Here is a 20,657-nt window from a genome sequence, read left to right as displayed (position 1 = left end):
CTAAAAATGAAGAGAAAAACCATCTCGGGGCAATTAGTGAACGCATCTCCAAAACAAAAACAACTCATCTCTCTATCTCAATTCATCATAGAAGAGCAACTCAAAATCCCGTACGCTTCGGGAGAATTTAGCGCTCTTTTAAACCATCTGGTTTATGCGGCAAAAATTGTAGGGAGAGAAGTGAGAAAAGCAGGTCTTTTGGATGGTATTTTAGGTTCTACCGAAGATACGAACGTCCAAGGCGAAACCCAAATGAAATTGGATCAATATGCAGACAATGCATTCAACAACTCCTTGAAAATCTGCGGACATTTGTGCGTACTCGCAAGTGAAGAACACGAAGAAGTGATTCAAATTCCGGAAGGATATGCCATCGGGAAATACACTATGGCGATCGATCCTCTGGACGGTTCCTCGAATATAGACACAAATGTTTCCATCGGAACCATTTTTTCCATCCACCAAAGGCTAGATCCCGGCTCAAAAGCACCCGGAGAACACAAAGACTTACTCCAAAAAGGCTCAAAGCAGATTTGTGCGGGTTATATCATCTACGGTTCTTCCACAATGCTTGTGCTTACGACTGGAAAAGGAGTCACAGGATTCACGCTTGATCCTAGTTTGGGTGAGTTTCTACTTTCCCACCCGAGCATGAAAACTCCCGAGAAAGGAGACATATATTCGGCGAACGAAGGAAATGCGGGGTATTGGAGTCCGGAAGTACAAAATTATATCTCCCATATCAAATCCATTGAAGGCGGAAAAAAGCCGAAAACAGGTCGTTATATAGGTTCTCTTGTAGCGGATGTTCATCGGAATTTATTGAAAGGTGGGATTTTTCTCTATCCGAACGATACGAAATCTTCCAAATACCCGAATGGTAAATTACGATTGTTATATGAGGCGGCACCAATGGCTCTTATCGCAGAACAAGCAGGAGGAATGGCGGTTACCGTAAAAGGAGAAAGAGTTCTCGATTTACAACCCACCGAACTTCACGAGAGAACTACCTTGATCATAGGAAGCAAAAACGAAGTGGAAGAGTTTTTGAAATTTATTCCAAAAAAATAACCGGGTCCGGTAAAAAATTTACAAATGTACTTTTCTGAGAAATGGAAGTTCTTTAAAATTGGCAAATCTGTTTAGATTAAGGAGTATTCTCTAAATGAACAAAAGAACATTGATTCTAGTACTTGGACTTGCTTTAGCAACCAGCCTTTCTTTCTGTAAAAAAGAAGAAGCAAAAGTGGAAGAAACACCTGCGGCAATCGAAGATGCAGCAAAAGCGGCAGTTTCCGAAGCAGAAGCGAAAGCAAAAGCAGCAGCAACAGAAGCTGTAAAAAAAGCAGAAACTGAAGTAAAAAAACAAGCAGCAGCCGGTGCGGATGCGGCGAAAGACGCACTTAACGCAAAAAAACCTAGTTTCTAAGAAACCATCTCATATGAGCCAGCCCGACCGGGTTGGCTCTTTCCCTTTCAATCCGAAATCCTCACCTTTTCATGCAGCTCCTCTTCCAAAGCACATTTCGGATAAGTTCCCACAGAAAGTACAGTTCCTATATATCCGAACGGATCCTGAGCAGTAATGATTTTCAAATCCCAGCCGTTCACAATCCAAGGACATTGGTAATTTCTATCCTTACATAAAATCTGAGCGGATTTCGGCTTAGGGTAAGCCCATGCTGACGGAGGAAATTTGCATTTGTTTTCCACAGAGGCGACCAATCGGATTTTTCTAATCGCAACGTCGAATTCTTTGAAACAATTGATCATCGGGTCGGCGATATCTTTTCGAAAAAGTCCCCTCTCCACACTATATGTAAACATCACCAAAAGTTTTTCGGAAACAGTATCTCTATCTGCAGTCACTTTTAAGTTTTCAATCACATAACGGGCAATCTTCAAGGACTCAAGCACTACCTCGGAGGCTTCCCCTGAAAATTCGGAATCCTCGTTATCATCATCACTTCCCGAATCCCCGTCGAGCGCGCTTCCTGCCAGTAAGTCTTGGTTGAGAGGATGGCTTCTAAGTTCTTCGGAATTCACCTCTATAATGACTGCGCCAGGAATTTCGAATTTAGCAATTGGGTGGCTTCCGATCGCAGACAAAATCTCCTCGGGAAGTCCTAGTTTCCTCGCGATCTCGACGGAAAGCGAAGATGTTCTTCCCAGACTTTGTCCACCTAATGACTGCTTGTAGATTCCGTCTTTAAAAGTACTGATATCGGCACATAAACCGGCAAGGAAGGAATATCTGTTGACCATTTTTAAATTGTATTGCTTTTGAATGACCGAACCCAAAGACAAAAGTCCCAAATCGGAGAGATGATTGAAAAACTCCTTGTGATTTAAAAGTATTTTGAAAAAAGCAAGTGCCAAAGGTTTGGAATAAAAGGAATTCTGGATGATTCCGATGAGACTTGTCATCTTTTCCGCATTCTGTTCATAAAGGTGATTGATAAATTCATTGCTCCTATCGTTGACACGTGTAAGCACAGCCTTTGTCAAAACCTGCTTAAGCATACGCATCAGATCGCGAGACATCCCAAGCTTGAAAGAAGGAATGTATTTGCCTTCCATCGCCTCCAGTTTTTTCAAAAGATTTTCTTTAATGGCTACTTTCTCTTTGATAAGAATATTTCCATTTTTATCAATGATCGGCTCACTTAAAGAAACGGAACCTAACAGATCGTAATCTGTAGCAAACCGTTTAAATTCATTGAAGTCGATAAATTCTATTCCAGTGCTTGTAATTTTCATGAAACCTTGCTTTAATAGTAGTATCAGAATACCAGATCAGATCGCAAGATTTTTGCTTTCCAATCTCGTCTAAATGGTGTAGTTTTTTATAGGTTTTTGGAGGCAAAAATTTGGTTTCTTCCGTCCCGAAAGACAAAACTTCGATTCAAGAATTAAATGAATTTTACAGACAAATGGTACTTATCCGCAAATTTGAAGAGGCTGCTGCAAAAGCGTACAGCATCGGAAAGATCGGAGGATTTTTACATTTATATATCGGCCAGGAGGCGGTGGGGGTCGGTTCCATTGCCGCACTCGAACCCAAAGATTATATCGTTTCGACCTACAGAGATCATGGGCATGCATTGGCACGGGGGCTAAAGCCCAAACCACTTATGGCGGAACTCTTCGGAAAGGCGACGGGAATCTCCAAAGGAAACGGAGGTTCCATGCACTTCTTTGATAAAAACGCCCATTTTATGGGAGGCCACGGAATCGTGGGAGGTCATATCTCTCTCGCTGCCGGGATTGCATTTTCTTCCAAATACAAAAAAGAAGATTCTGTCACCATTTGTTTTTTCGGAGAAGGAGCAGCTAACATCGGTTCTTTTCACGAAGGTCTGAACCTTGCCGCCATTTGGAAACTCCCGGTAGTATTTATCTGTGAAAACAACCATTACGCCATGGGTACTCCCGAATATCGTGCATTAGCCGTAAAAGACGTATCAGTTCGCGCTTATGCTTACGATATGGCGCGCGATCATATAGAAGGGGACGAGGTTCGCAAAGTGCACGACCATGTGAAAGTGGCAGTGGATCGCGCCCGAAGAGGAGAAGGCCCGACACTCATCGAAATTTCAACTTACCGTTTCCGAGGGCATTCCATGTCCGATCCGGCCAAGTACAGAACCAAAGAAGAATTGGAATCTTATAAAAAGAAAGATCCTCTCTTTCGCGCCCGGGCAGAACTCATCAGCGCGGGGATAGCAGAAAAGGATTTGGATGCATTGGATTTGTCCATACAGGAAGAAGTGGACGAAGCGTATCAATTTGCAGACGAATCCCCGGAACCCCCTCTTTCCCAACTCTACCAAAGCGTTTACGCAGAGGACAAATAGATGGCAATTCTTACTTATAGAGAAGCATTGAACCGTGCCATGATGGAAGAAATGGAAAAGGATCCTCTGATTTATCTGATGGGAGAGGAAGTAGGACATTACCAAGGTGCTTATAAAGTTTCCCAAGGAATGCTCGAAAAATTCGGAGAAGAAAGAGTGATAGATACCCCTATTTCCGAAAACGGATTTGCAGGCATCGGAGTCGGGTCGGCGATGACAGGCCTTCGCCCCATCATTGAATTTATGACTTGGAATTTTTCACTCGTAGCAATCGATCAGATCATCAACTCGGCAGCTAAGATCAATTATATGAGTGGAGGACAATTTCCCATGCCAATAGTATTTCGAGGCGCAGGTGGTGTGGGGGGGAGACTAGGAGCACAACATTCGCAGGCCTTCGAATCCTGGTATGCCCACTGCCCGGGGATGAAGGTGGTTTGCCCTGCAACTCCGAAGGATGCCTATGGTCTTCTCAAGTCTTCCATCCGTGACAACAATCCTACCATATTTATAGAATCGGAAGTATTGTACGGAACCAAAGGAGAAGTACCCGAACAGGAATATACAATTCCTTTGGGCCTAGCAGAAATCAAACGCAAAGGGACTGATCTCTCCATTATCACTTGGTCGAGGGCTCTCGGTTTTGCGGAAGAGGCGGCAAAAATTTTGGAAAAGGAAGGAATCTCGATCGAGATCGTGGATTTGAGAAGTTTACGTCCGTTAGATGAACAAGCCATTTACGAATCAGTCAAAAAAACAAACAGGGCGCTTGTTGTAGAAGAAGGTTGGCCCGTGGCAGGATTCGGTGCACAAGTGGCCTACCTGATTCAGAAAAACGCTTTCGATTATCTGGATCACCCCGTGGAAAGAGTGACTCAAAAAGATGTTCCTATGCCTTATGCGGCAAACTTAGAAAGGGAAAGTCTGCCCAATGCGGAAAGAGTCGCAGAAGCGGTAAGGGAGATCTTGAGGTAATATATGGCTAAAATACAGGAAATGACTCAACTTTCTCCCACGATGGAAGAAGGAACCATTGTTAAATGGATTAAAAAAGAAGGAGATTCCGTATCTCCCGGCGAAGTGTTGGCTGAGGTGGAAACAGACAAGGCTGTTATGGAAATGGAAGCATACGATTCCGGAGTTTTGTTAAAGATTCTGGAAACGGAAGGTGCAAAATTAAAAGTAGGACGTGCACTCGCCATTATCGGAAAGCCGGGAGAAGACATCAGTTCCCTCTTGGAAAAAGCAAAATCAGAAAGCTCTTCTTCCGCAGAGTCGTCCCTTGCTGCCGCAAAAGAAACCGTAGCCCCCAAGGAATCCAAACCGGAAGCGCCTTCGATTCCCCAAGCCAAAGAAGAAACGAAACCTACTCTCGAAATCAAAAGAGAAACTATTTCGGAAACAAAATCCGTTTCCCCGGAAATCAGAGGTCAGGCAAGAGTTCTTGCTTCCCCACTCGCAAAATCCATTGCGATTGAAAACGGAATCGACTTGCATTCTATTATAGGAACGGGACCGGAAGGAAGAATCACCAAAAAAGATGTATTGGACTCTCTAGGCAGCAAACAATCCTCAGGTGGTTTTGTCAATTCCGGTTTTGCCGTAACGAAAGATGAAACCATTCCGATAGGAGGAATGAGAAAAACGATCGCCAAACGATTGAAAGAATCCAAACAAAATCTCCCTCATTTTTATTTGAATGTGGATGTGAATGCGGGTGAGTTGGAAAAATTCAGAGCGGCATTGAATGATTTTAAAGACAAAAACTTAGGAGACTCTTATCCTAAAGTCAGCGTAAACGACATCATTATCAAAGCAGTGGCATTTACTTTGAAGCTTCACCCCAAAGTAAATGCCAGCTGGCAGGAAGATTCGATTTTGCAATACGGAAGGATTGATGTAGGGGTGGCTGTTTCTCTGGAAGGGGGACTTCTAACACCAGTCATCCGAAATACGGATTACAAATCCATCTTTGCCATTTCAGGGGAAGTCAAAGATCTTGCAAAAAAAGCAAGGGATCGAAAACTGAAACCCGAAGAATTTTCCAATGGAACGTTTACCATTTCCAATTTGGGAATGTACGGAATCAGTCGTTTCACAGCAATCATCAATGAACCGGAAAGCGCTATTTTGGCTGTCGGCGCAATCGAAGACAAACCGGTGATTCAAGAGGGACAGGTGATTGCAGGAAGGGTTTTATCTCTTATGATGTCTTGTGATCATAGAGTGATCGATGGGGCTGTGGGTGCTGAATTTTTAAGAACATTAAAATCGTTCTTGGAAAATCCTAGTTTACTCGGAGGGTTTTGAATTTCTTGGATTTTTAAACACAAACCTGGCGACTGGTGTCGCCAGTTGTGGTATAATCTTTGTAATTTTCGGGGGTTGGGTTTAAGCCGCGAAAAAATCGGCACTGCGAATATCAGTGATGGGAATACGAACTACGCCTTCGGCAAGATTTCCGATCACTGTATCATTTTCCATTTGGCGATTTTTGTCTAATTCTACAACTTTTCCGTCTTTGAGGTGCAAAACGATATCGATTCCTCTGTAGTGAATGTATCTTTCCAATGTGCTTTTGAATTTGTCTGCTTTATCCATCCGATGTTTTTCCTTTTTATGTCTTGTAACTTACGCAAGGTATCGTACGGTTTTAAGAATCCTTTAGAAATTTTTGTCCCGGTTTAGAAGTTTTTTTTGACATAAGCATTGAATTTGGAGAATTATGTCTCATGCAGAAGCCGAATGATTTATCCACTCCCACTGGCGTCCGAAAGGCCGCCCTCCTCCTACTTTCTTTGGGTGGAGACCAAGCTGCTGAAATCCTAAAACATCTAGATGATGCTATGCTCGAGTCTGTGATTCTAGAAATGTCCCGGATCCGGGCGATTTCCAAAGAAGAAAGGGAAAAAATTCTCACTGAATTTCATTCTACACTGACCGAACTCAAAGACGGAGCCAAAGGAGGACTTGCCACGGCAAAATCCCTTCTGGAAAAATCAGTCGGTTCGGAAAAAGCGAATGTAATCCTAAAAAAAATCAATAAAGAAGAAACCAAAAACGATTTTGAATTTTTGAACGGAGTAGAGCCGAGTGTTTTGCAATCCATGTTATCTTCCGAATCTCACCAGGTAACTGCCGTTACGCTCTCCAACCTGGATCCGAAAAATGCGGCAGATGTATTAAAACTTTTTCCCAAGGCGGATCAGACAAAGATCGCGATGAGACTCGCCACTACTTCCAAAACTCATCCGGATGTGATCCAAAATATTGCGAGAATCCTGAAAAAACGCTACGAAGAAAGAGACCAAAGGGAATATTCCGAGGCAGGCGGAGCACATGTACTCGCAAATATCCTCAATTATATGGAAAAAGGAATAGAAGATACCATCTTACAAGAATTAGATGAAAATTCACCGGAAGTGGCAAGTCAGGTTAGGGAACAATTATATACTTTCGAAGATATCCTCCAACTGGATGCAAAGGAAATGAGAATCCTAATTAACAAATTGGCGGATGACGAGGCGATTTCCCTTGCAATTCGCGGTGCAGGAGATGAGATCCGGTCCAAATTTCTAAAAAATATGTCTGCAAACAGAGCTTCCGATATACTTGATGCACTCGATTTAAAACCAAGAGTGACTCTCAGAGAAATCAACGAAGCAAGAAGTAAAATCGTACAAATTGCACGGGAACTGGAAGATGAAAATTTGATCTTATTTAAGAAGGAAAAAGAAGAATATGTGGAATGAACTTCCTTTCTCGATTTGCCATATAACAGGTCGGCAGCGAGCAGAAATGTGTAAAAAAAAATAGATCGTGGCGGAGTTGACGGGACTCGAACCCGCGACATCCTGCGTGACAGGCAGGCACTCTAACCAGCTGAGCTACAACTCCCCGATCCAGTAGCCATGGTATTTAAATTGGTCGTTGAGTCAAACTGAAATTGTATTGTTTTCTTGCTTATATACTGATTTTTTAAAACCTGGAATGTATAGAAATTATGCAGGTTGAAGGAAAAAAAGCTAAAGAATTATTAGAAGAAAGGGTCTTCACCTTATCCAATTTTTTATCCGTATCCCGGGTTTTGATGCTGCCTTTCTTTTTCTATACTACCTCAAAATACGCAAACGACCCGACCGATTTAGATTATTTATCCTATTCTATTACTCTCTGTTTGGCGGCGGTTCTTTCGGATTATCTGGATGGTCTTTTTGCGAGACTTCTTCAACAAGAAACCATCTTGGGAAGATATCTCGATCCGGTCTGCGACAAGTTTGTCACTTTAGGCGGCCTTGGAGTCGCCTCCTACTACTTTCGTTTTCCCGTATGGATTTTAATCATCTATGTGATCCGCGAAATACTCGGCGTCTGGTTGGGTGGATTCTTATACTTTAAACGCGGCTTACAAGGAAGGCCCAATTGGTGGGGGAAATTCGGAGTCGGAATTGTCGCCTTATCCGTATTATGGTATATGCTATTGCCGCATCTGGAAACTTTAGAGTCAGTACCTAGTTATTATCTGAAACCGGAATTGTCTGCGTATGTGCTCTTAGTCGTGTTGGTATGCGGGGTCGTTGCCTATATCACAAGATACTGGGAAGTCGTTTTTCATCCGGAAAAACTCGTTATCGATCCCGAAAACAAAAAACAAGCCAAGAAATACAGAAAGCTCTGAAACTGAGATGTTTCCCGTTCTTTTTCGCGGAACATCCTGTTCCGACGAAAAAACTTCGGCCATCCCTGGCCTACGTCACCGCGAGAAACATCTCACTTGGTTTTAATTTTGCGCACGGGCGCCTCGGATTTTACGGATTACATTTGTATCACTGAAAAGCAACGTGGTGGAGTTTTTAGAATACTATCCCCGCCCAATCGAACAAAACCTATTTTACGATCTTAACAAGAAAGAGAGATTGATTCGTGCCTACATTGGTCTCTCCGTTTAGATTGCCATCCGTATAACCGGCGATATAGATCGCTCCGTCGGAATCAAGTACAACGCCACTTCCGAAAGAGGTTTTCGTTCCAACACCAAGCAGTTTCGTCCATAGAACATTTCCCAAAGAATCCAATTTCATAACAAACGCGTCTTGGATACCCGATTTGGTCTGCCCATTCAAATTTCCTGTCGTGCTACCGGTCATATATATGTTTCCGGAACTATCAACGGCGACAGAATAGGAAATAGTAGTGCCGGCTGCCACTCCGTACAATCGGGTAAATTGTTTGACCATAGAAGAGTTGTATTTGATTAGAACCGCATCCTGAGTTCCGGTCTTAGCGATCGCGTCCAGGTTGCCAAGAGTATCACCTGAGAGGTAAATATTATCAGAAGAATCAATCGCAATTCCGTATCCGTTGGAATCGGAACCGGAGACACCAGAGCCCTGGCACCCCGCATAAGCCATGTTATTGATATATTTAAACAAAAGTATGGAGGTTTGCGCGCTTACCGCTGCACAAAGAGAAGCAGCTCTGGAATATCCAACCAAATACGCATTTCCCAAACTATCCATTCCCACGGCCATTGCCTCCACATGTTGGCTGGAACTACTAACAGAGCTCGCAATCACCGCAGTGTTTCCGGAAGTCCAATTGCCAGAGGAGTCATGTTTCATCAATACAAGACCGCTATCCGTCCAGCCGGTATTTGTCTGACCGTCCATAGCAGGGGCATACAAACCGCCTGCTGCAAAAACATTACCGCTGCCATCCGTTCCGATTCCTACGAGTACTCCGTTAACGGAAGAACTCCGGGAACGGGTCCAGATTCGATTTCCATCCTTATCGTATTTCGTCACCAAAGGAATTCTTGATGCAGCATTCACTAAATTTCCATCCACTGTGATAGAAAGTCCGCTGGATTGAGTATTTGCAAAAGTTGCCCAAAGCACATTTCCCGAGTTATCAACCGTTATCTGTCCTGCGAAAATATTGATCGTGGCTGTTCCGAATCCCGTCAGCCGAGTCCATGCACGCACACCATCTGCCGAATAACGGGAAACAAACGCTGAAGACCAGCCAGATAGTGCGGAATTAACCTCCCCGTCCAGATTCCCTCCTCCTGTGCTCATGCCTGAGAGATATACGCTCTTGGTGGCGGAATCATATGCAATTCCGTTATTCGTAGAGGAAGTATTCGATCCGCTTACACCGATTAACTTGGTCCATACGATATCTCCCGAGGCAAGTATTTGCAAAGGAAAAATATAGGAAGAACTTCCGTAGGAATTTGAGGCAGTGATTGTATAATTCACAGAAGGCATTCCTCCGGAAATGGAAGGAACAGTTCCGGAAATATCACCTGTGATCTGGTTGAATGTCAATCCTGTAGGCAAAGATGCGGAAAGTGTCCAGGAAGATACTTCACCCGTATATACGGGAAGAAGTCGAACCGTTGCCAAAGGAATCAACCTCAATTGGGCGGTAGAAGTACCAAAGCCTGTTATGTTAGGAGGAACCGCAGAACCTTGTGAAAAAAAAACGGAAAAGCAAGGGCCTGCAGTTAGTCCGAACAAAGTACGGAAAACGGATAGCTCCTGATAGGCTTCTGCATTAAAATCGCAGGCGTTGTTCATAGCCGGAGATTTGCAAAATAAAATGCTACTAAGGATAACAAATAATAAATGAAATTTCTTGATCATTTCTATTGGAACCCCAAACACCGGGTACTCTTAGGGGATAATTACTAAAGGTTTATAGAAAAAAGGAAACCAGAAAAAATTTATTTACAGTTCGAAATATACTTATACCCAGAAAACTCGGAAATTTCGGAGACAAAAATCATTTCCTATCGGAGAAAATTATCTTCCCGCGAGATGGATACGTAGGGCTTGGTCGCAAAACCCTTTTGCGACCGGAGCGTAAGCGGAGCCCGGAGTAGCCAGGTCCCCGTTACGAAAAAGGATATACCGCCAAACAGAAAACTAATGAAGAATTTTGGGAGAAGGTCCGGGGACTCGCCCGAAAAAACAGAAAGTAGCGGAGGTTTCTTTGCAAAGAACGGGGGACTCGCCCTCTCCTCTGCCGCAAATCATTTGCGGCAACGATCCGAGGCACGGTTTTGCTTTTTCGAGGACATCCCTGTCCTCGAAACCTACGAATCGTTCCCTACGGGTCACGATTCTTGGATCGCAAAACTGTTTGAGCCCCAAGTTTCCTTAAGTTAACAAAAATTAGATTGTGATACGGGGATTTCTTTGCTCGAAGGGGGACTCGAACCCCCACACCTTGCGGCACTACCACCTCAAAGTAGCGTGTCTACCAATTCCACCATCCGAGCGAGATGATTTGTTTATCTGCCAGGGTAAGAAAAACCTCTCTTTCGTCAAGGAGATCAATTTTATCTTGTCACACCCCTTACCTCACCGTGTAAGGTTGAGAAGAGTCCCATGCAAGTATCAGATCTTACATTCCGATTGAAATTGTTCGCCTTCGGATTTTTATCTCCTATTTTTATTTTACTCGGATTGTTTATTTCTGCGCCCTACTGGTTGAAAACTTCGGAGCCGTATCATAAATCCGATATTGCTGTTTTGGAAACCTCTCCCATTCCTTCTAAAAAATTTTTAAAACAGATCGCGTCTTTGTATCAAAAACAGACTTTCACCAAACTGATATTAGTTGTTCGTGATGATGGGGATTCATCCCTTCTAGGTTCCAAAGAACGAGAGGATCGGATTTTGCTTCAACTGGTTTCTTTCCAAGTTCCTCCGAACTCCGTTCAGATTGTTAAAATCTCTTCGAACAAATTGGGAGATACGGATGAAGCGGCAAAAAATATTTTGAAATTGGTTGTTTCGGACAATCTGAAATCGGTTTTGATTTTGGCACGCGAATTTGAAACCAAACGCATTCTGAAAACATACCAAAAAAACTTAGCTTCTCTTCCTTTGCAGATTTCGGCTTATCCTTTCCCTTCCGAGCTTAGCGTAACAAATTGGTTTTTATCAGAGCCGGGCTTTAGGGAAGTATCACTTGAATTTTTACGATATATCTATTCTATTTTTCGAGGGGTCATCTAAATGGATGATATAAAAGACACAAACGAGCTCGTTGGGCAACGCATTCAAAAAATCAAAGATTGGAAAGCTAAGGGAATCAATCCCTATCCGTTGCGCTTTTTTCCCAATTCTCATTCAAGCTCACTAGTTCATTCTTTTCAACCGGAGCCTGAAGGTTCCGAGAAAAAAAGTTTCAAATTAGGCGGAAGACTCCACGCGAAACGTGTTATGGGGAAAGCCTCATTCGCACATCTTAAAGACAAGGAAGGAACCATTCAACTCTATGCAACCAGAGATGATTTGGGCGAAGAAAATTATTCCCTCTTCAAATCATTGGATCTGGGAGACTGGATCGGAGTGGAAGGTTGGCTCTTTCAAACCCAGAAAGGAGAAACGACTCTCCATTTAACATCCGTTCAATTGCTTGCAAAATGTATCCGCCCTCTTCCCGTTGTAAAGGAAAAGGACGGGGTGATCTATGATGCGTTCTCGGATGTAGAACAACGTTATAGAATGCGTTATGTGGACCTGGTAGTAAATGATTCCGTGAGAGAAACTTTCAAGATGCGTTCCAGAATCGTATCTGAGATTAGAAAGTTTTTAACCAATGAAGGATTTCTGGAAGTTGAAACTCCCATGATGCAGTCCATCGCAGGCGGAGCTGCTGCAAGGCCTTTCATCACACATCATAATACTTTAGATATGGATTTATTTCTCAGAATTGCACCTGAGCTGTATCTCAAACGATTGATTGTGGGTGGACTTGACCGAGTATTCGAACTCAACCGAAACTTCAGAAATGAAGGCACCTCAACAAAACACAATCCTGAATTCACAATGATGGAAGCCTATATGGCATTCGGTGATATGGAAGCGATGCTAAAGCTTACCGAAAATATGATCGTATCCGTTGCAGAATCCATCGGCAAAGGTTTGAAATTCGCTTACGACAAAGAGATGATCGACATCACTCCCCCTTGGAAACGCGTGCGTTATGTGGATATCATCAACGAATATTCCGGAATCGATTTCAGTAAGGTAACTAGTCTCGCAGAAGCGAAAGAAAAAGCGAAAGCAGTGAAAGTGGACGCGGATGACTCCGTATCCATCTGGAAAGTATGTGACGAAGTTTTCAGCGCCCTCGTGGAACCGAATCTGATACAACCGATCTTTATCACTGATTTTCCCAAAGAACTTTCTCCTCTCGCCAAATCGAGGGAAGATGATCCACGTTATGTGGAACGATTCGAGCCTTATGTTGCAGGCAGGGAAATCGGAAACGCATTTACCGAGTTAAATGATCCTTTCGATCAAAGAGAGAGATTTGAAGAGCAGGTAAAACAAAGAGAAGCCGGAGACGATGAAGCATTTATGATGGACGAAGATTATATACGCGCTTTGGAATTCGGTCTACCACCTACAGGCGGTTTGGGAATCGGGATCGATCGTTTGGTGATGTTACTTACCGACTCTCATTCCATCAGAGATACGATTTTGTTTCCTTTGATGAGACCCGAATAAAAGTCGGTCCGCTCCTTCCTGTTTCTTATCTTTTTATGAGAAGAGTTTCTCTCGCTGAGATATGACTTGGCAAAAAGGCGAACTTTTTGAAATAAAATTTACAGAAATAACAGCTTCGCTTTACAATGTAAAGGTGATGTGGTAAAAGGAACACATTGGGTGGCGTGTAGTTCCCAGCCCCTTCTTCGCGCGCCAATAGAAGCGAAGAAGTATTCGAAGAATCATCAGCAAAGCTGATCTCCGGGCGGGGAAAATAGAATTGCAAAAATCAGTCTCCACTCTTCTCACGCGCTCCTAAACTCAGTGAGTGCCGATCTCACCTCTTATCTTTTTAAAAGAAGAATCTAAAACTATTTTTTCTGAATTACCATCTTTTGTTCGGATTCCAAAAGTCTTTGCAGTCGAATGAGCCCTTCTTTCAAATGAGTTCCTTGTGAACCAGTCAAAGTATAATTTTCCGTTTTTGCACGGTTCGTATAACTGACAACAAACGATCTTCCGTTCGCAATTGCATTCAAAACTTCGGATTCCAAAAGGGAACTCACAACGATCGTATTGGAATAATCCGTTGAGGATTTTTTCAAATTGAACCAAGTATCACCGATTTTTAAGGAAGTTCCCAAAGCCAGATCTACGTCAAAGCTACCTATTTCATAACGAAGGAAATACTGGGTAACACCCGAATTATTGTCCTTTTCTCCTTTCAACTTAATGCAAGGTCTGCCTGAAAAAAAATAAAGTCTGCTGCCGATGCAGGTTTCTTCGGATTCCGCAGTGATCTGCTCCAAACTGGGTTCGTGTTGGATTACAAAGGATTTGGAGCTGGAACAGCCGATGAAACTGAATACGAGCAAACCAATGATTAAAGCTAGGAACCGGTCTTTCTTGTCATTTCTTTCCATATCATTTTCAGGTTTTTCGAGATGCAAGGTTTCGCAAAGAAAAAAATCCTGTTCTTATATGATATCTTATCCCAAGGGAAAAATAAAAGTCCTTTTACTCGAAAATATTCATAAAGATGCCTACGAACTCTTTAAAAAAGACGGGTTCGATGTTACATTGGAAAAAGACGCTCTGGACGAAGCCGATTTGGCGAAACGTATCGGCGAGATCCATATTCTGGGAATTCGCAGCAAAACAAATGTTACGCCAAAGGTTTTGGCTAATGCCCGCCGTCTTCTCACCATAGGTTGTTTCTGCATCGGAACAAACCAGGTGGATTTGGAAGGGGCGGAAAAAATAGCCGTTCCGGTATTCAATGCTCCTTATAGCAATACAAGGTCTGTCGCAGAACTAGTAATAGCTGAAATTATCATGCTTGCCCGTAAGGCTACTGACCAGTCTAGAGATGTCCATTTGGGAAAATGGAATAAAATCGCCAAAGGATGTTTTGAAGTCAGAGGCAAAACCCTAGGCATCGTAGGTTACGGTCATATCGGTTCTCAAGTTTCCGTATTGGCCGAATCCATGGGAATGAAAGTGATTTTCTTCGATGTAATCGCCAAACTTCCCTTAGGAAACGCAAGTCCCGTAGATACATACGAAGACTTATTACAACAAGCTGACTTTATTACCTTTCATGTACCGGAAACGGAAGAAACCGAAAATCTTTTCGATAAAAAACATTTGGAACATATCAAGCCACACTCCTACCTACTCAACCTTTCGCGCGGAAAAGTAGTCAATATCGAAGCATTGGCGGAAGGTTTGAAGTCAGGACGGATTGCCGGCGCGGGGATCGATGTATATCCGGAAGAACCGAAATCAAATGATGATCCGTTCAAAAGTCCCTTACAAGGTTTGAATAATGTGATTTTAACTCCTCATGTAGGCGGATCTACGGAAGAGGCACAAAAAAATATTGGAACCGAAGTGGCTCAAAAGCTTCTCAAATTTATCAATAACGGCTCAACAACCTTCTCTGTAAATTTCCCAAATATCGAACTTGGAAATTTGAAACCCGGATTTCACAGAATCCTGAATATTCATAAAAACCAACCTGGCTTCCTACGGGACATCAACTCCATCATTTCTGAAATGGGGGGAAATATACTGAGTCAACATCTCAGCACTTCCACTAACATTGGTTACTTATCAATGGAAATAGATAGAAATTTGGGAGATGAATTGAAAAACAAAATCAAAGCACACCAACATTCCATCCGAACAAGGATTCTCTATTTGGATTAGATATGCTGTCCGTATTGCAGCTATACTCCTCTTCTCCTTTACGGAATTTTTCGTATTTGATCTATTCGGATCGTAACGGAGAAGCAGTTTGTGTCGACCCCTACGATGCAAAACAAATCGTCACTGCTTTGAAAAAACTCGGGTTGAAGCTCAAATCCATTTTGAATACACATGAACATCCTGATCATGTGCATGGAAATCTGGAACTGAAAGAGGAGACAAAAGCGACTGTCTTCGGCCATCCTGATGCGCGAGGCAAAATTCCGGGAATGGACGAGATCCTCAAAGAATCAGGAGTCTATTTTGAAAATGAAGGAGACTCACTCGTAGCCTGGGAAACACCGGGACATACGGATTGCCATTTTTGTTTCGCTTTACAATCCCGAACAGGCACTCATTCCGTATTTAGCGGAGATATGATTTTCAATGCCGGAGTGGGAAATTGCACTCGAGGCGGAAATCCTTCCCGAATGTATCATACTATCAAAAATAGATTTTATTCCATCCCCGATGAAGTATTGCTTTATCCGGGGCATGACTATTGGGAAAACAATTTAGGTTTTTCCGAATCCATAGAACCCGGGAACCATAGTGTAACAGAAGTTCGTTCATTAATGGAAAGAAAGACCAAGGATGTTGATTTTTTAATATCCGATTTCGGAATGGAAAGAAAAATCAATCCGTTCTTCCGTCTGAATGAGGACTCAGTTCGTAATTCCAAAAGACTGGAAAGCAAGGAATCTCTTTCCGAAGAAGAACTTTTTATCAGACTGCGTAAACTCAGAGACTCTTGGTAGACGGCGGTTCGGCCCGCTCAAGGAACCAGGCTAGGCAAAAAGGCGAACTTTTTGGAATAAAATTTAAGAAAAAACAAAGTTCGTTTTACAACGAACAGGCGATATGATAAAGAGAATGCATTGGGTGGCGGGTGTAGTTCCCCTCCCAAATCGGGCGGGGAAAAATAGATCAAATCCTACCCCTCGCCCACCAATCTTTCTTTACTTGACTTTCGCTTTTCCATTTTAAAGATTTATAATGAAATCCAAGGGGTATCATGACCATTCCTTACGTATGTATTTTATTCTCTCTTCTTTTGATCTATATTAATAAAATTCCAGTCAGCTTGGCCATGGCAAAAGAAGAAGGAGGCTCTGACAATCATTACCCCAGGGATCAGCAAGCCCGCCTAACAGGAATCGGCAAACGTGCTTTAGGTGCTCATCAGAATTCCATAGAAGCATTCCCCGTATTTTATCTCACGGACCTGACCCGATTCAGATCCGTCGTCTGGACGATCGGGCTCGTTTTGTCCGTATCTCTTTACCTTCTTCCCTTTTATTCTTAGAGGACAAAATCATTAAATCTTCATCCATTTGTTTATTCCTTTTTTCCTTTACCTTTTCTTTTTCCTGCTTTTTAAATGCGGAAGATAAAAAAGAACCCGTGTTTCACGACAAAAAAGATAAAAACTATCAAAAAATGAAAACGGAAATCACCGACTACCCGACTGCAAAAAAAGTTTTGAAACGAATCTATAGAAAAGTCGGAGTCGATTTTTATTGCGGATGCAGATTCGACGATGATGAAGAATTGGCCGGTCGATTCAGAATTGATACTTCTTGCGGACTGAGTGCAAGAACGGCAAGTCCGCGAGCATTTCTCATCGAATGGGAACATATTGTTCCGGCTTATTCCTTTGGGAAGGATAGAGAATGTTGGACCAGAAAAGATTGCGAATTTGCCGGTAAAAAAATCAGGGGCCGCAAATGTTGCGAAAGAACGGACTCCGACTTCAAACTGATCGAAGCAGATCTTCATAATCTTGTCCCGGTTCCGGGAGAAATTAACAATGATCGTGCTCATTATTTTTTTGGAGAAATAGAAGGTGAAAAAAGAGATTATGGCACCTGCGATTTCGAAGTGGATTTTAAAAATCAAATAGCGGAACCCAGAGAGGAAATCCGAGGGGATATAGCACGAATCTTTTTTTATATGGAAAAACAATGGAATATCGCCATTCCATTCGACAAACGAACGTTATATGAAAAATGGAATAAGCTGGACCCACCGAGTACTTTTGAAATCAGAAAAAATGACTTGATCGAAAAGTCGCAAGGCAGAAGAAATCCGTTTATAGATTGAAAATTTTATTCGTCTCTTCTTCAAAAAATTGGAGCAGTCCTTTTACCCTACGGGAGGGTACCCGACTGATTGGTGTTAACATCCAAATATCTCCGAAATTTTCCAAAAGATCATTCGGCAAAATCTGAATCAGTTCACCCCTATGGATGTATTCTTGAAAGTCCCAAATAGAGCGGATCAATATGGCTTTTCCCGAAAGCCCTTGTTTAATAAGACTTGCCGCATCATTGGAAACAAATCTACGATTGTCCTTTAAATCCTTTAATGAAAGTTTGGTGTTTATAAAAGAAACTTCTTCGTGCATATCCAAAAACAGAAGATTGTGCTGAAATAAATCTTCAGGCTTTTCCGGTTTCGGGTGAGTTTGCAAATAGAATGGAGTTGCCGCGACCCTGATCTGATTTGCAAATAATCTTTTGGCAGTCAAAGATGCAGCAGGAGTTTTTCCAATCCGAATCGCAATGTCTATATTTTCTTCCACCAAATCCAGAAGACTATCCGTCACAATCAATTGGATTCTAATTTTCGGATAAAGTTCCTGGAAGCGTCCCAAGGTTTCCGCCACAAACCGATTTGCGAGAGCCGCAGCACAAGTAATCCGAAGATTCCCCTCCATCTCCTCTGATCCGGCAAAACTTGCTTCCAAGTCTTTTACCGAATCCAAAACGGTTTGCACATTTCTATAAATCGAATTCCCTTCATCAGTAGGCATCACAATACGGGTGCTTCTTCGGAAAAGCTGTGTATTCCATTCCAATTCCAAAGAAGCGATTCGTTTGGCAACAGCCGCCTTAGTAACTCCCAACTTTTTCGCCGCCTTGGTAAAGCTTCTCTCTTCAAAAACATAGGAAAAGGCAAACAGATCTTCTATATCTCGGATTTTCATAAGAATTCAATGACATATTGTATACTATTAATATACAATATGTCAACTTTGGAAATAATAGTATATTTAAATTTTACAAAAACGAATCCATTTCTAATAGAGTAAAATATGAACATACAAGATATCAACGGATTACAAATCGCCAGTTTGGTAATGCGACTTGCACTAGGTGCCAATCTTCTAGCACACGGACTGGTTCGGGTGGGAAACAAATGAATTCCATTGCAGCTATTTTTGATCCCGCTCAAAACAAAACGATATTTCAAAAAAGAGATACGAAAGAAGAAGTTCCAGGCGAACATGATGTGCGGGTCGAGGTCAAAGCGATTTCAGTCAATCCGGTGGATTATAAAGTAAAATCTTCCCTATCTGCAACCAATCCGGGACCTAGAATCCTGGGTTGGGACGTAAGTGGAACGGTTGTTGAATTAGGTTCGGAAGTAAAAACATTACACAAAGGGATGGATGTGTATTATGCGGGAGCGATTCAGCGCCCTGGCGGAAACTCGAAGTTTCATATCGTGGATGAATTTTTGGTTTCAGAAAAACCGAAAACACTTTCCTACAAGGAAGCAGCCGCACTTCCGCTAACAACGATTACCGCTTTTGAAGCGATTTTTCACAAACTGAAATTGGACAGGGCGTCGGAAAAAAACATTCTGATCGTAGGCGGCGCAGGAGGAGTAGGATCCATCGCCATTCAGATTTTAAAGCAGATGACCAAGTCCAAAGTGATTGTGACAGCTGGCAGAAAGGAATCCGGAGATTGGGTTAAATCCCTCGGAGCGGATACGATCATTGATTATAGAATTGATTTTTCAGAGCAGTTAAAAGAGAAAGGCATCGAAGGCGCGGACGAGATTTTGTGTTTCAATGATACGGATATGCATTATTCCAATATGGCAAAGGCGATACTTCCTTTTGGGAATATTTGTTCCATCGTAGAGACAAAATATCCTTTGGATTTGAATTCTCTTAAACAAAAAAGTGCGGGCTTTCTCAATGAGTTTATGTTTACCAGATCCCTATTCCAAACGGCAGACAGAATCGAACAACAGAAGTTACTAACCGAAGTCGGATCTCTCGTCGACAAGGGCAAAATCAAATCCACCCAAACCATTGATTTAGGTGACATGACCGAGGAAAATCTGGAATCGGCACACAAACTATTGTTAGAAGGGAATGTGATAGGAAAAATAGTTTTAGGCGGACTGAAATAAATAAGGAGTTAGAAAATGGACTTAGGATTAAAAGACAAAAAAGTTCTGATTACCGGTTCGAGCAAAGGAATCGGTTTTAAAATCGCAGAAGGATTCGGAAGAGAAGGAAGTGTTGTCTATGTGAACGGCAGGACCGAAGAAGCGGTGGACCAAGCTATCAAAGGGCTGAAACAATCGGTTCCGAAAGGAACTTTTTTAGAAGCAGTGGGAAACGTATCAACAGAAGAAGGGATATCCCATTTACAGGCAAAGATCGGGGAAGTAGATGTATTGATTAATAACGCAGGTTTCTTCGAGCCGAAATCTTTCTTTGAAATCACTAGAGAAGATTGGACACAAATCTATGAAACGAATGTGCTCAGCGGAGCGAGGCTTACACAAATCTATCTGAAAGGAATGATAAAAAGAAATTGGGGAAGAGTGATTTTTATCTCAAGCGAATCCGCAATCAATATCCCGGTTGAAATGGTGCACTACGGAATGAGTAAAACTGCACAACTTTCCATTGCAAGGGGAAGTGCCGAACTCTGCAAAGGAACCAATGTCACGGTAAATTCGATCCTTCCCGGCCCTACACTTTCCGAAGGAGTAGAACAGTTTATTCATAGTTTGGCGGTGAATTCCGGCAAATCCGACAAAGACATGGCGAATGACTTTATCAGGGAAAACCGCCCCTCTTCCATCAACCAAAGATTTGCAAAACCGGAAGAGATTGCGGATGTTGTGGTTTTTCTCGCAAGTGAAAAAGCATCCATGATCAACGGATCAGCCGTTCGTGTGGATGGAGGGGTCATCAAGTCGATTTGATAACAAATCACAAATTCTAAAAGCTTAC

Annotated in this window: 20 protein-coding genes and 2 tRNA genes; 15 read left to right on the top strand and 7 right to left on the bottom strand. The window is 42.5% G+C overall.

Going from position 1 to position 20,657, the window contains the following annotated elements:
• Positions 1–36: 36 nt before the first annotated feature.
• Together fbp and EHS11_RS14610 are read left to right on the top strand one after the other, a co-directional pair.
• A complete protein-coding gene (gene fbp, locus EHS11_RS14615) occupies positions 37–1,071 on the top strand; it encodes a class 1 fructose-bisphosphatase (protein ID WP_246047915.1) in 1,035 nt (344 codons plus the stop codon).
• Positions 1,072–1,165: 94 nt separating this feature from the next.
• Positions 1,166–1,429, top strand: coding sequence for a hypothetical protein (locus EHS11_RS14610; protein ID WP_135765122.1), 264 nt, complete (start codon positions 1,166–1,168; stop codon positions 1,427–1,429).
• Between the two features lie 47 nt (positions 1,430–1,476).
• On the opposite strand, the gene EHS11_RS14605 is transcribed toward EHS11_RS14610, so the two are convergent.
• On the bottom strand, positions 1,477–2,760 hold the full coding sequence (locus EHS11_RS14605) for a hypothetical protein (RefSeq protein WP_135765121.1): 1,284 nt from the start codon (positions 2,758–2,760) through the stop codon (positions 1,477–1,479).
• A gap of 110 nt (positions 2,761–2,870) precedes the next feature.
• Here EHS11_RS14605 and pdhA point away from each other — a divergent pair, with 110 nt between their 5' ends.
• Genes pdhA through EHS11_RS14590 form a run of 3 tightly spaced genes read left to right on the top strand, consistent with a single transcriptional unit; the run spans position 2,871 to position 6,167 of the window.
• A complete protein-coding gene (pdhA, locus tag EHS11_RS14600; RefSeq protein WP_135765120.1) occupies positions 2,871–3,857 on the top strand; it encodes a pyruvate dehydrogenase (acetyl-transferring) E1 component subunit alpha in 987 nt (328 codons plus the stop codon).
• Positions 3,858–4,832 carry a pyruvate dehydrogenase complex E1 component subunit beta gene (locus EHS11_RS14595; RefSeq protein ID WP_135765119.1) on the top strand — a complete coding sequence of 325 codons (975 nt, stop codon included), beginning with the start codon at positions 3,858–3,860 and terminating at the stop codon, positions 4,830–4,832. It begins immediately after the preceding gene.
• Between the two features lie 3 nt (positions 4,833–4,835).
• Positions 4,836–6,167 carry a pyruvate dehydrogenase complex dihydrolipoamide acetyltransferase gene (locus EHS11_RS14590; protein WP_135765118.1) on the top strand — a complete coding sequence of 444 codons (1,332 nt, stop codon included), beginning with the start codon at positions 4,836–4,838 and terminating at the stop codon, positions 6,165–6,167.
• 81 nt (positions 6,168–6,248) lie between these two features.
• Here the strand turns inward: EHS11_RS14590 and EHS11_RS14585 are convergent, their stop codons facing one another.
• Positions 6,249–6,458 carry a hypothetical protein gene (locus EHS11_RS14585; protein ID WP_135765117.1) on the bottom strand — a complete coding sequence of 70 codons (210 nt, stop codon included), beginning with the start codon at positions 6,456–6,458 and terminating at the stop codon, positions 6,249–6,251.
• Positions 6,459–6,589: 131 nt separating this feature from the next.
• Between EHS11_RS14585 and fliG the strand changes: the two genes are divergently transcribed.
• Complete coding sequence (gene fliG, locus EHS11_RS14580; protein WP_135765116.1) at positions 6,590–7,609, top strand: flagellar motor switch protein FliG; 1,020 nt, start codon at positions 6,590–6,592, stop codon at positions 7,607–7,609.
• A 68-nt stretch (positions 7,610–7,677) separates the two neighbouring features.
• On the opposite strand, the gene EHS11_RS14575 is transcribed toward fliG, so the two are convergent.
• A tRNA-Asp gene (locus tag EHS11_RS14575) sits at positions 7,678–7,754 on the bottom strand.
• Between the two features lie 106 nt (positions 7,755–7,860).
• Between EHS11_RS14575 and EHS11_RS14570 the strand changes: the two genes are divergently transcribed.
• On the top strand, positions 7,861–8,535 hold the full coding sequence (locus EHS11_RS14570; RefSeq protein WP_135765115.1) for a CDP-alcohol phosphatidyltransferase family protein: 675 nt from the start codon (positions 7,861–7,863) through the stop codon (positions 8,533–8,535).
• Between the two features lie 208 nt (positions 8,536–8,743).
• Here EHS11_RS14570 and EHS11_RS14565 read toward each other — a convergent pair whose 3' ends face one another.
• Positions 8,744–10,504 carry an SBBP repeat-containing protein gene (locus tag EHS11_RS14565; protein ID WP_135765114.1) on the bottom strand — a complete coding sequence of 587 codons (1,761 nt, stop codon included), beginning with the start codon at positions 10,502–10,504 and terminating at the stop codon, positions 8,744–8,746.
• A gap of 556 nt (positions 10,505–11,060) precedes the next feature.
• Positions 11,061–11,142 (bottom strand) — tRNA-Leu (locus EHS11_RS14560).
• 109 nt (positions 11,143–11,251) lie between these two features.
• On the opposite strand from EHS11_RS14560, the gene EHS11_RS14555 reads away from it, so the two are divergent.
• Together EHS11_RS14555 and lysS are read left to right on the top strand one after the other, a co-directional pair.
• A complete protein-coding gene (locus tag EHS11_RS14555) occupies positions 11,252–11,884 on the top strand; it encodes a hypothetical protein (protein WP_135765113.1) in 633 nt (210 codons plus the stop codon).
• 9 nt (positions 11,885–11,893) lie between these two features.
• Positions 11,894–13,384, top strand: a complete 1,491-nt coding sequence (lysS, locus tag EHS11_RS14550; RefSeq protein WP_210413707.1) for a lysine--tRNA ligase — start codon at positions 11,894–11,896, stop codon at positions 13,382–13,384.
• A 350-nt stretch (positions 13,385–13,734) separates the two neighbouring features.
• Here lysS and EHS11_RS14545 read toward each other — a convergent pair whose 3' ends face one another.
• Complete coding sequence (locus EHS11_RS14545; protein ID WP_246047912.1) at positions 13,735–14,286, bottom strand: hypothetical protein; 552 nt, start codon at positions 14,284–14,286, stop codon at positions 13,735–13,737.
• A 58-nt stretch (positions 14,287–14,344) separates the two neighbouring features.
• Between EHS11_RS14545 and serA the strand changes: the two genes are divergently transcribed.
• The 4 genes from serA to EHS11_RS14525 all read left to right on the top strand — a co-directional run bounded on the left by serA (position 14,345) and on the right by EHS11_RS14525 (position 17,716).
• A complete protein-coding gene (serA, locus tag EHS11_RS14540) occupies positions 14,345–15,574 on the top strand; it encodes a phosphoglycerate dehydrogenase (protein ID WP_135765111.1) in 1,230 nt (409 codons plus the stop codon).
• Positions 15,575–15,576: 2 nt separating this feature from the next.
• On the top strand, positions 15,577–16,371 hold the full coding sequence (locus EHS11_RS14535; protein ID WP_135765110.1) for a hydroxyacylglutathione hydrolase family protein: 795 nt from the start codon (positions 15,577–15,579) through the stop codon (positions 16,369–16,371).
• A gap of 257 nt (positions 16,372–16,628) precedes the next feature.
• Positions 16,629–16,919, top strand: a complete 291-nt coding sequence (locus EHS11_RS14530; protein WP_135765109.1) for an MAPEG family protein — start codon at positions 16,629–16,631, stop codon at positions 16,917–16,919.
• 98 nt (positions 16,920–17,017) lie between these two features.
• Positions 17,018–17,716, top strand: a complete 699-nt coding sequence (locus tag EHS11_RS14525; protein WP_246047910.1) for an endonuclease — start codon at positions 17,018–17,020, stop codon at positions 17,714–17,716.
• On the opposite strand, the gene EHS11_RS14520 is transcribed toward EHS11_RS14525, so the two are convergent.
• Positions 17,706–18,602, bottom strand: coding sequence for a LysR family transcriptional regulator (locus EHS11_RS14520; protein WP_246047902.1), 897 nt, complete (start codon positions 18,600–18,602; stop codon positions 17,706–17,708). The two genes, EHS11_RS14525 and EHS11_RS14520, sit on opposite strands and share 11 nt — an antisense overlap.
• A 212-nt stretch (positions 18,603–18,814) precedes the next feature.
• On the opposite strand from EHS11_RS14520, the gene EHS11_RS14515 reads away from it, so the two are divergent.
• On the top strand, positions 18,815–19,822 hold the full coding sequence (locus EHS11_RS14515; protein WP_135765107.1) for a zinc-binding alcohol dehydrogenase family protein: 1,008 nt from the start codon (positions 18,815–18,817) through the stop codon (positions 19,820–19,822).
• 15 nt (positions 19,823–19,837) lie between these two features.
• Positions 19,838–20,629: an SDR family NAD(P)-dependent oxidoreductase gene (locus EHS11_RS14510; protein WP_135765106.1), complete on the top strand. Its 792-nt coding sequence runs from the start codon at positions 19,838–19,840 to the stop codon at positions 20,627–20,629.
• The last annotated feature ends 28 nt before the right edge of the window (positions 20,630–20,657 follow it).

Source organism: Leptospira ilyithenensis, from assembly GCF_004771005.1.
GTDB lineage: Bacteria > Spirochaetota > Leptospiria > Leptospirales > Leptospiraceae > Leptospira_A > Leptospira_A ilyithenensis.
This window is presented reverse-complemented; position numbering and strand designations above follow the sequence as displayed.

Excerpts from the sequence above, each read along its gene's own strand:
- EHS11_RS14605 (WP_135765121.1), bottom strand. The coding sequence starts at position 2,760 with ATGAAAATTACAAGCACTGGAATAGAATTTATCGACTTCAATGAATTT.
- EHS11_RS14555 (WP_135765113.1), top strand. The coding sequence starts at position 11,252 with ATGCAAGTATCAGATCTTACATTCCGATTGAAATTGTTCGCCTTCGGA.
- EHS11_RS14595 (WP_135765119.1), top strand. The coding sequence starts at position 3,858 with ATGGCAATTCTTACTTATAGAGAAGCATTGAACCGTGCCATGATGGAA.
- EHS11_RS14520 (WP_246047902.1), bottom strand. The coding sequence starts at position 18,602 with ATGAAAATCCGAGATATAGAAGATCTGTTTGCCTTTTCCTATGTTTTT.
- EHS11_RS14570 (WP_135765115.1), top strand. The coding sequence starts at position 7,861 with ATGCAGGTTGAAGGAAAAAAAGCTAAAGAATTATTAGAAGAAAGGGTC.
- EHS11_RS14510 (WP_135765106.1), top strand. The coding sequence starts at position 19,838 with ATGGACTTAGGATTAAAAGACAAAAAAGTTCTGATTACCGGTTCGAGC.
- EHS11_RS14515 (WP_135765107.1), top strand. The coding sequence starts at position 18,815 with ATGAATTCCATTGCAGCTATTTTTGATCCCGCTCAAAACAAAACGATA.
- EHS11_RS14565 (WP_135765114.1), bottom strand. The coding sequence starts at position 10,504 with ATGATCAAGAAATTTCATTTATTATTTGTTATCCTTAGTAGCATTTTA.
- EHS11_RS14530 (WP_135765109.1), top strand. The coding sequence starts at position 16,629 with ATGACCATTCCTTACGTATGTATTTTATTCTCTCTTCTTTTGATCTAT.
- fliG (WP_135765116.1), top strand. The coding sequence starts at position 6,590 with ATGCAGAAGCCGAATGATTTATCCACTCCCACTGGCGTCCGAAAGGCC.
- EHS11_RS14610 (WP_135765122.1), top strand. The coding sequence starts at position 1,166 with ATGAACAAAAGAACATTGATTCTAGTACTTGGACTTGCTTTAGCAACC.
- serA (WP_135765111.1), top strand. The coding sequence starts at position 14,345 with ATGATATCTTATCCCAAGGGAAAAATAAAAGTCCTTTTACTCGAAAAT.
- EHS11_RS14585 (WP_135765117.1), bottom strand. The coding sequence starts at position 6,458 with ATGGATAAAGCAGACAAATTCAAAAGCACATTGGAAAGATACATTCAC.
- EHS11_RS14535 (WP_135765110.1), top strand. The coding sequence starts at position 15,577 with ATGCTGTCCGTATTGCAGCTATACTCCTCTTCTCCTTTACGGAATTTT.
- EHS11_RS14545 (WP_246047912.1), bottom strand. The coding sequence starts at position 14,286 with ATGGAAAGAAATGACAAGAAAGACCGGTTCCTAGCTTTAATCATTGGT.
- EHS11_RS14590 (WP_135765118.1), top strand. The coding sequence starts at position 4,836 with ATGGCTAAAATACAGGAAATGACTCAACTTTCTCCCACGATGGAAGAA.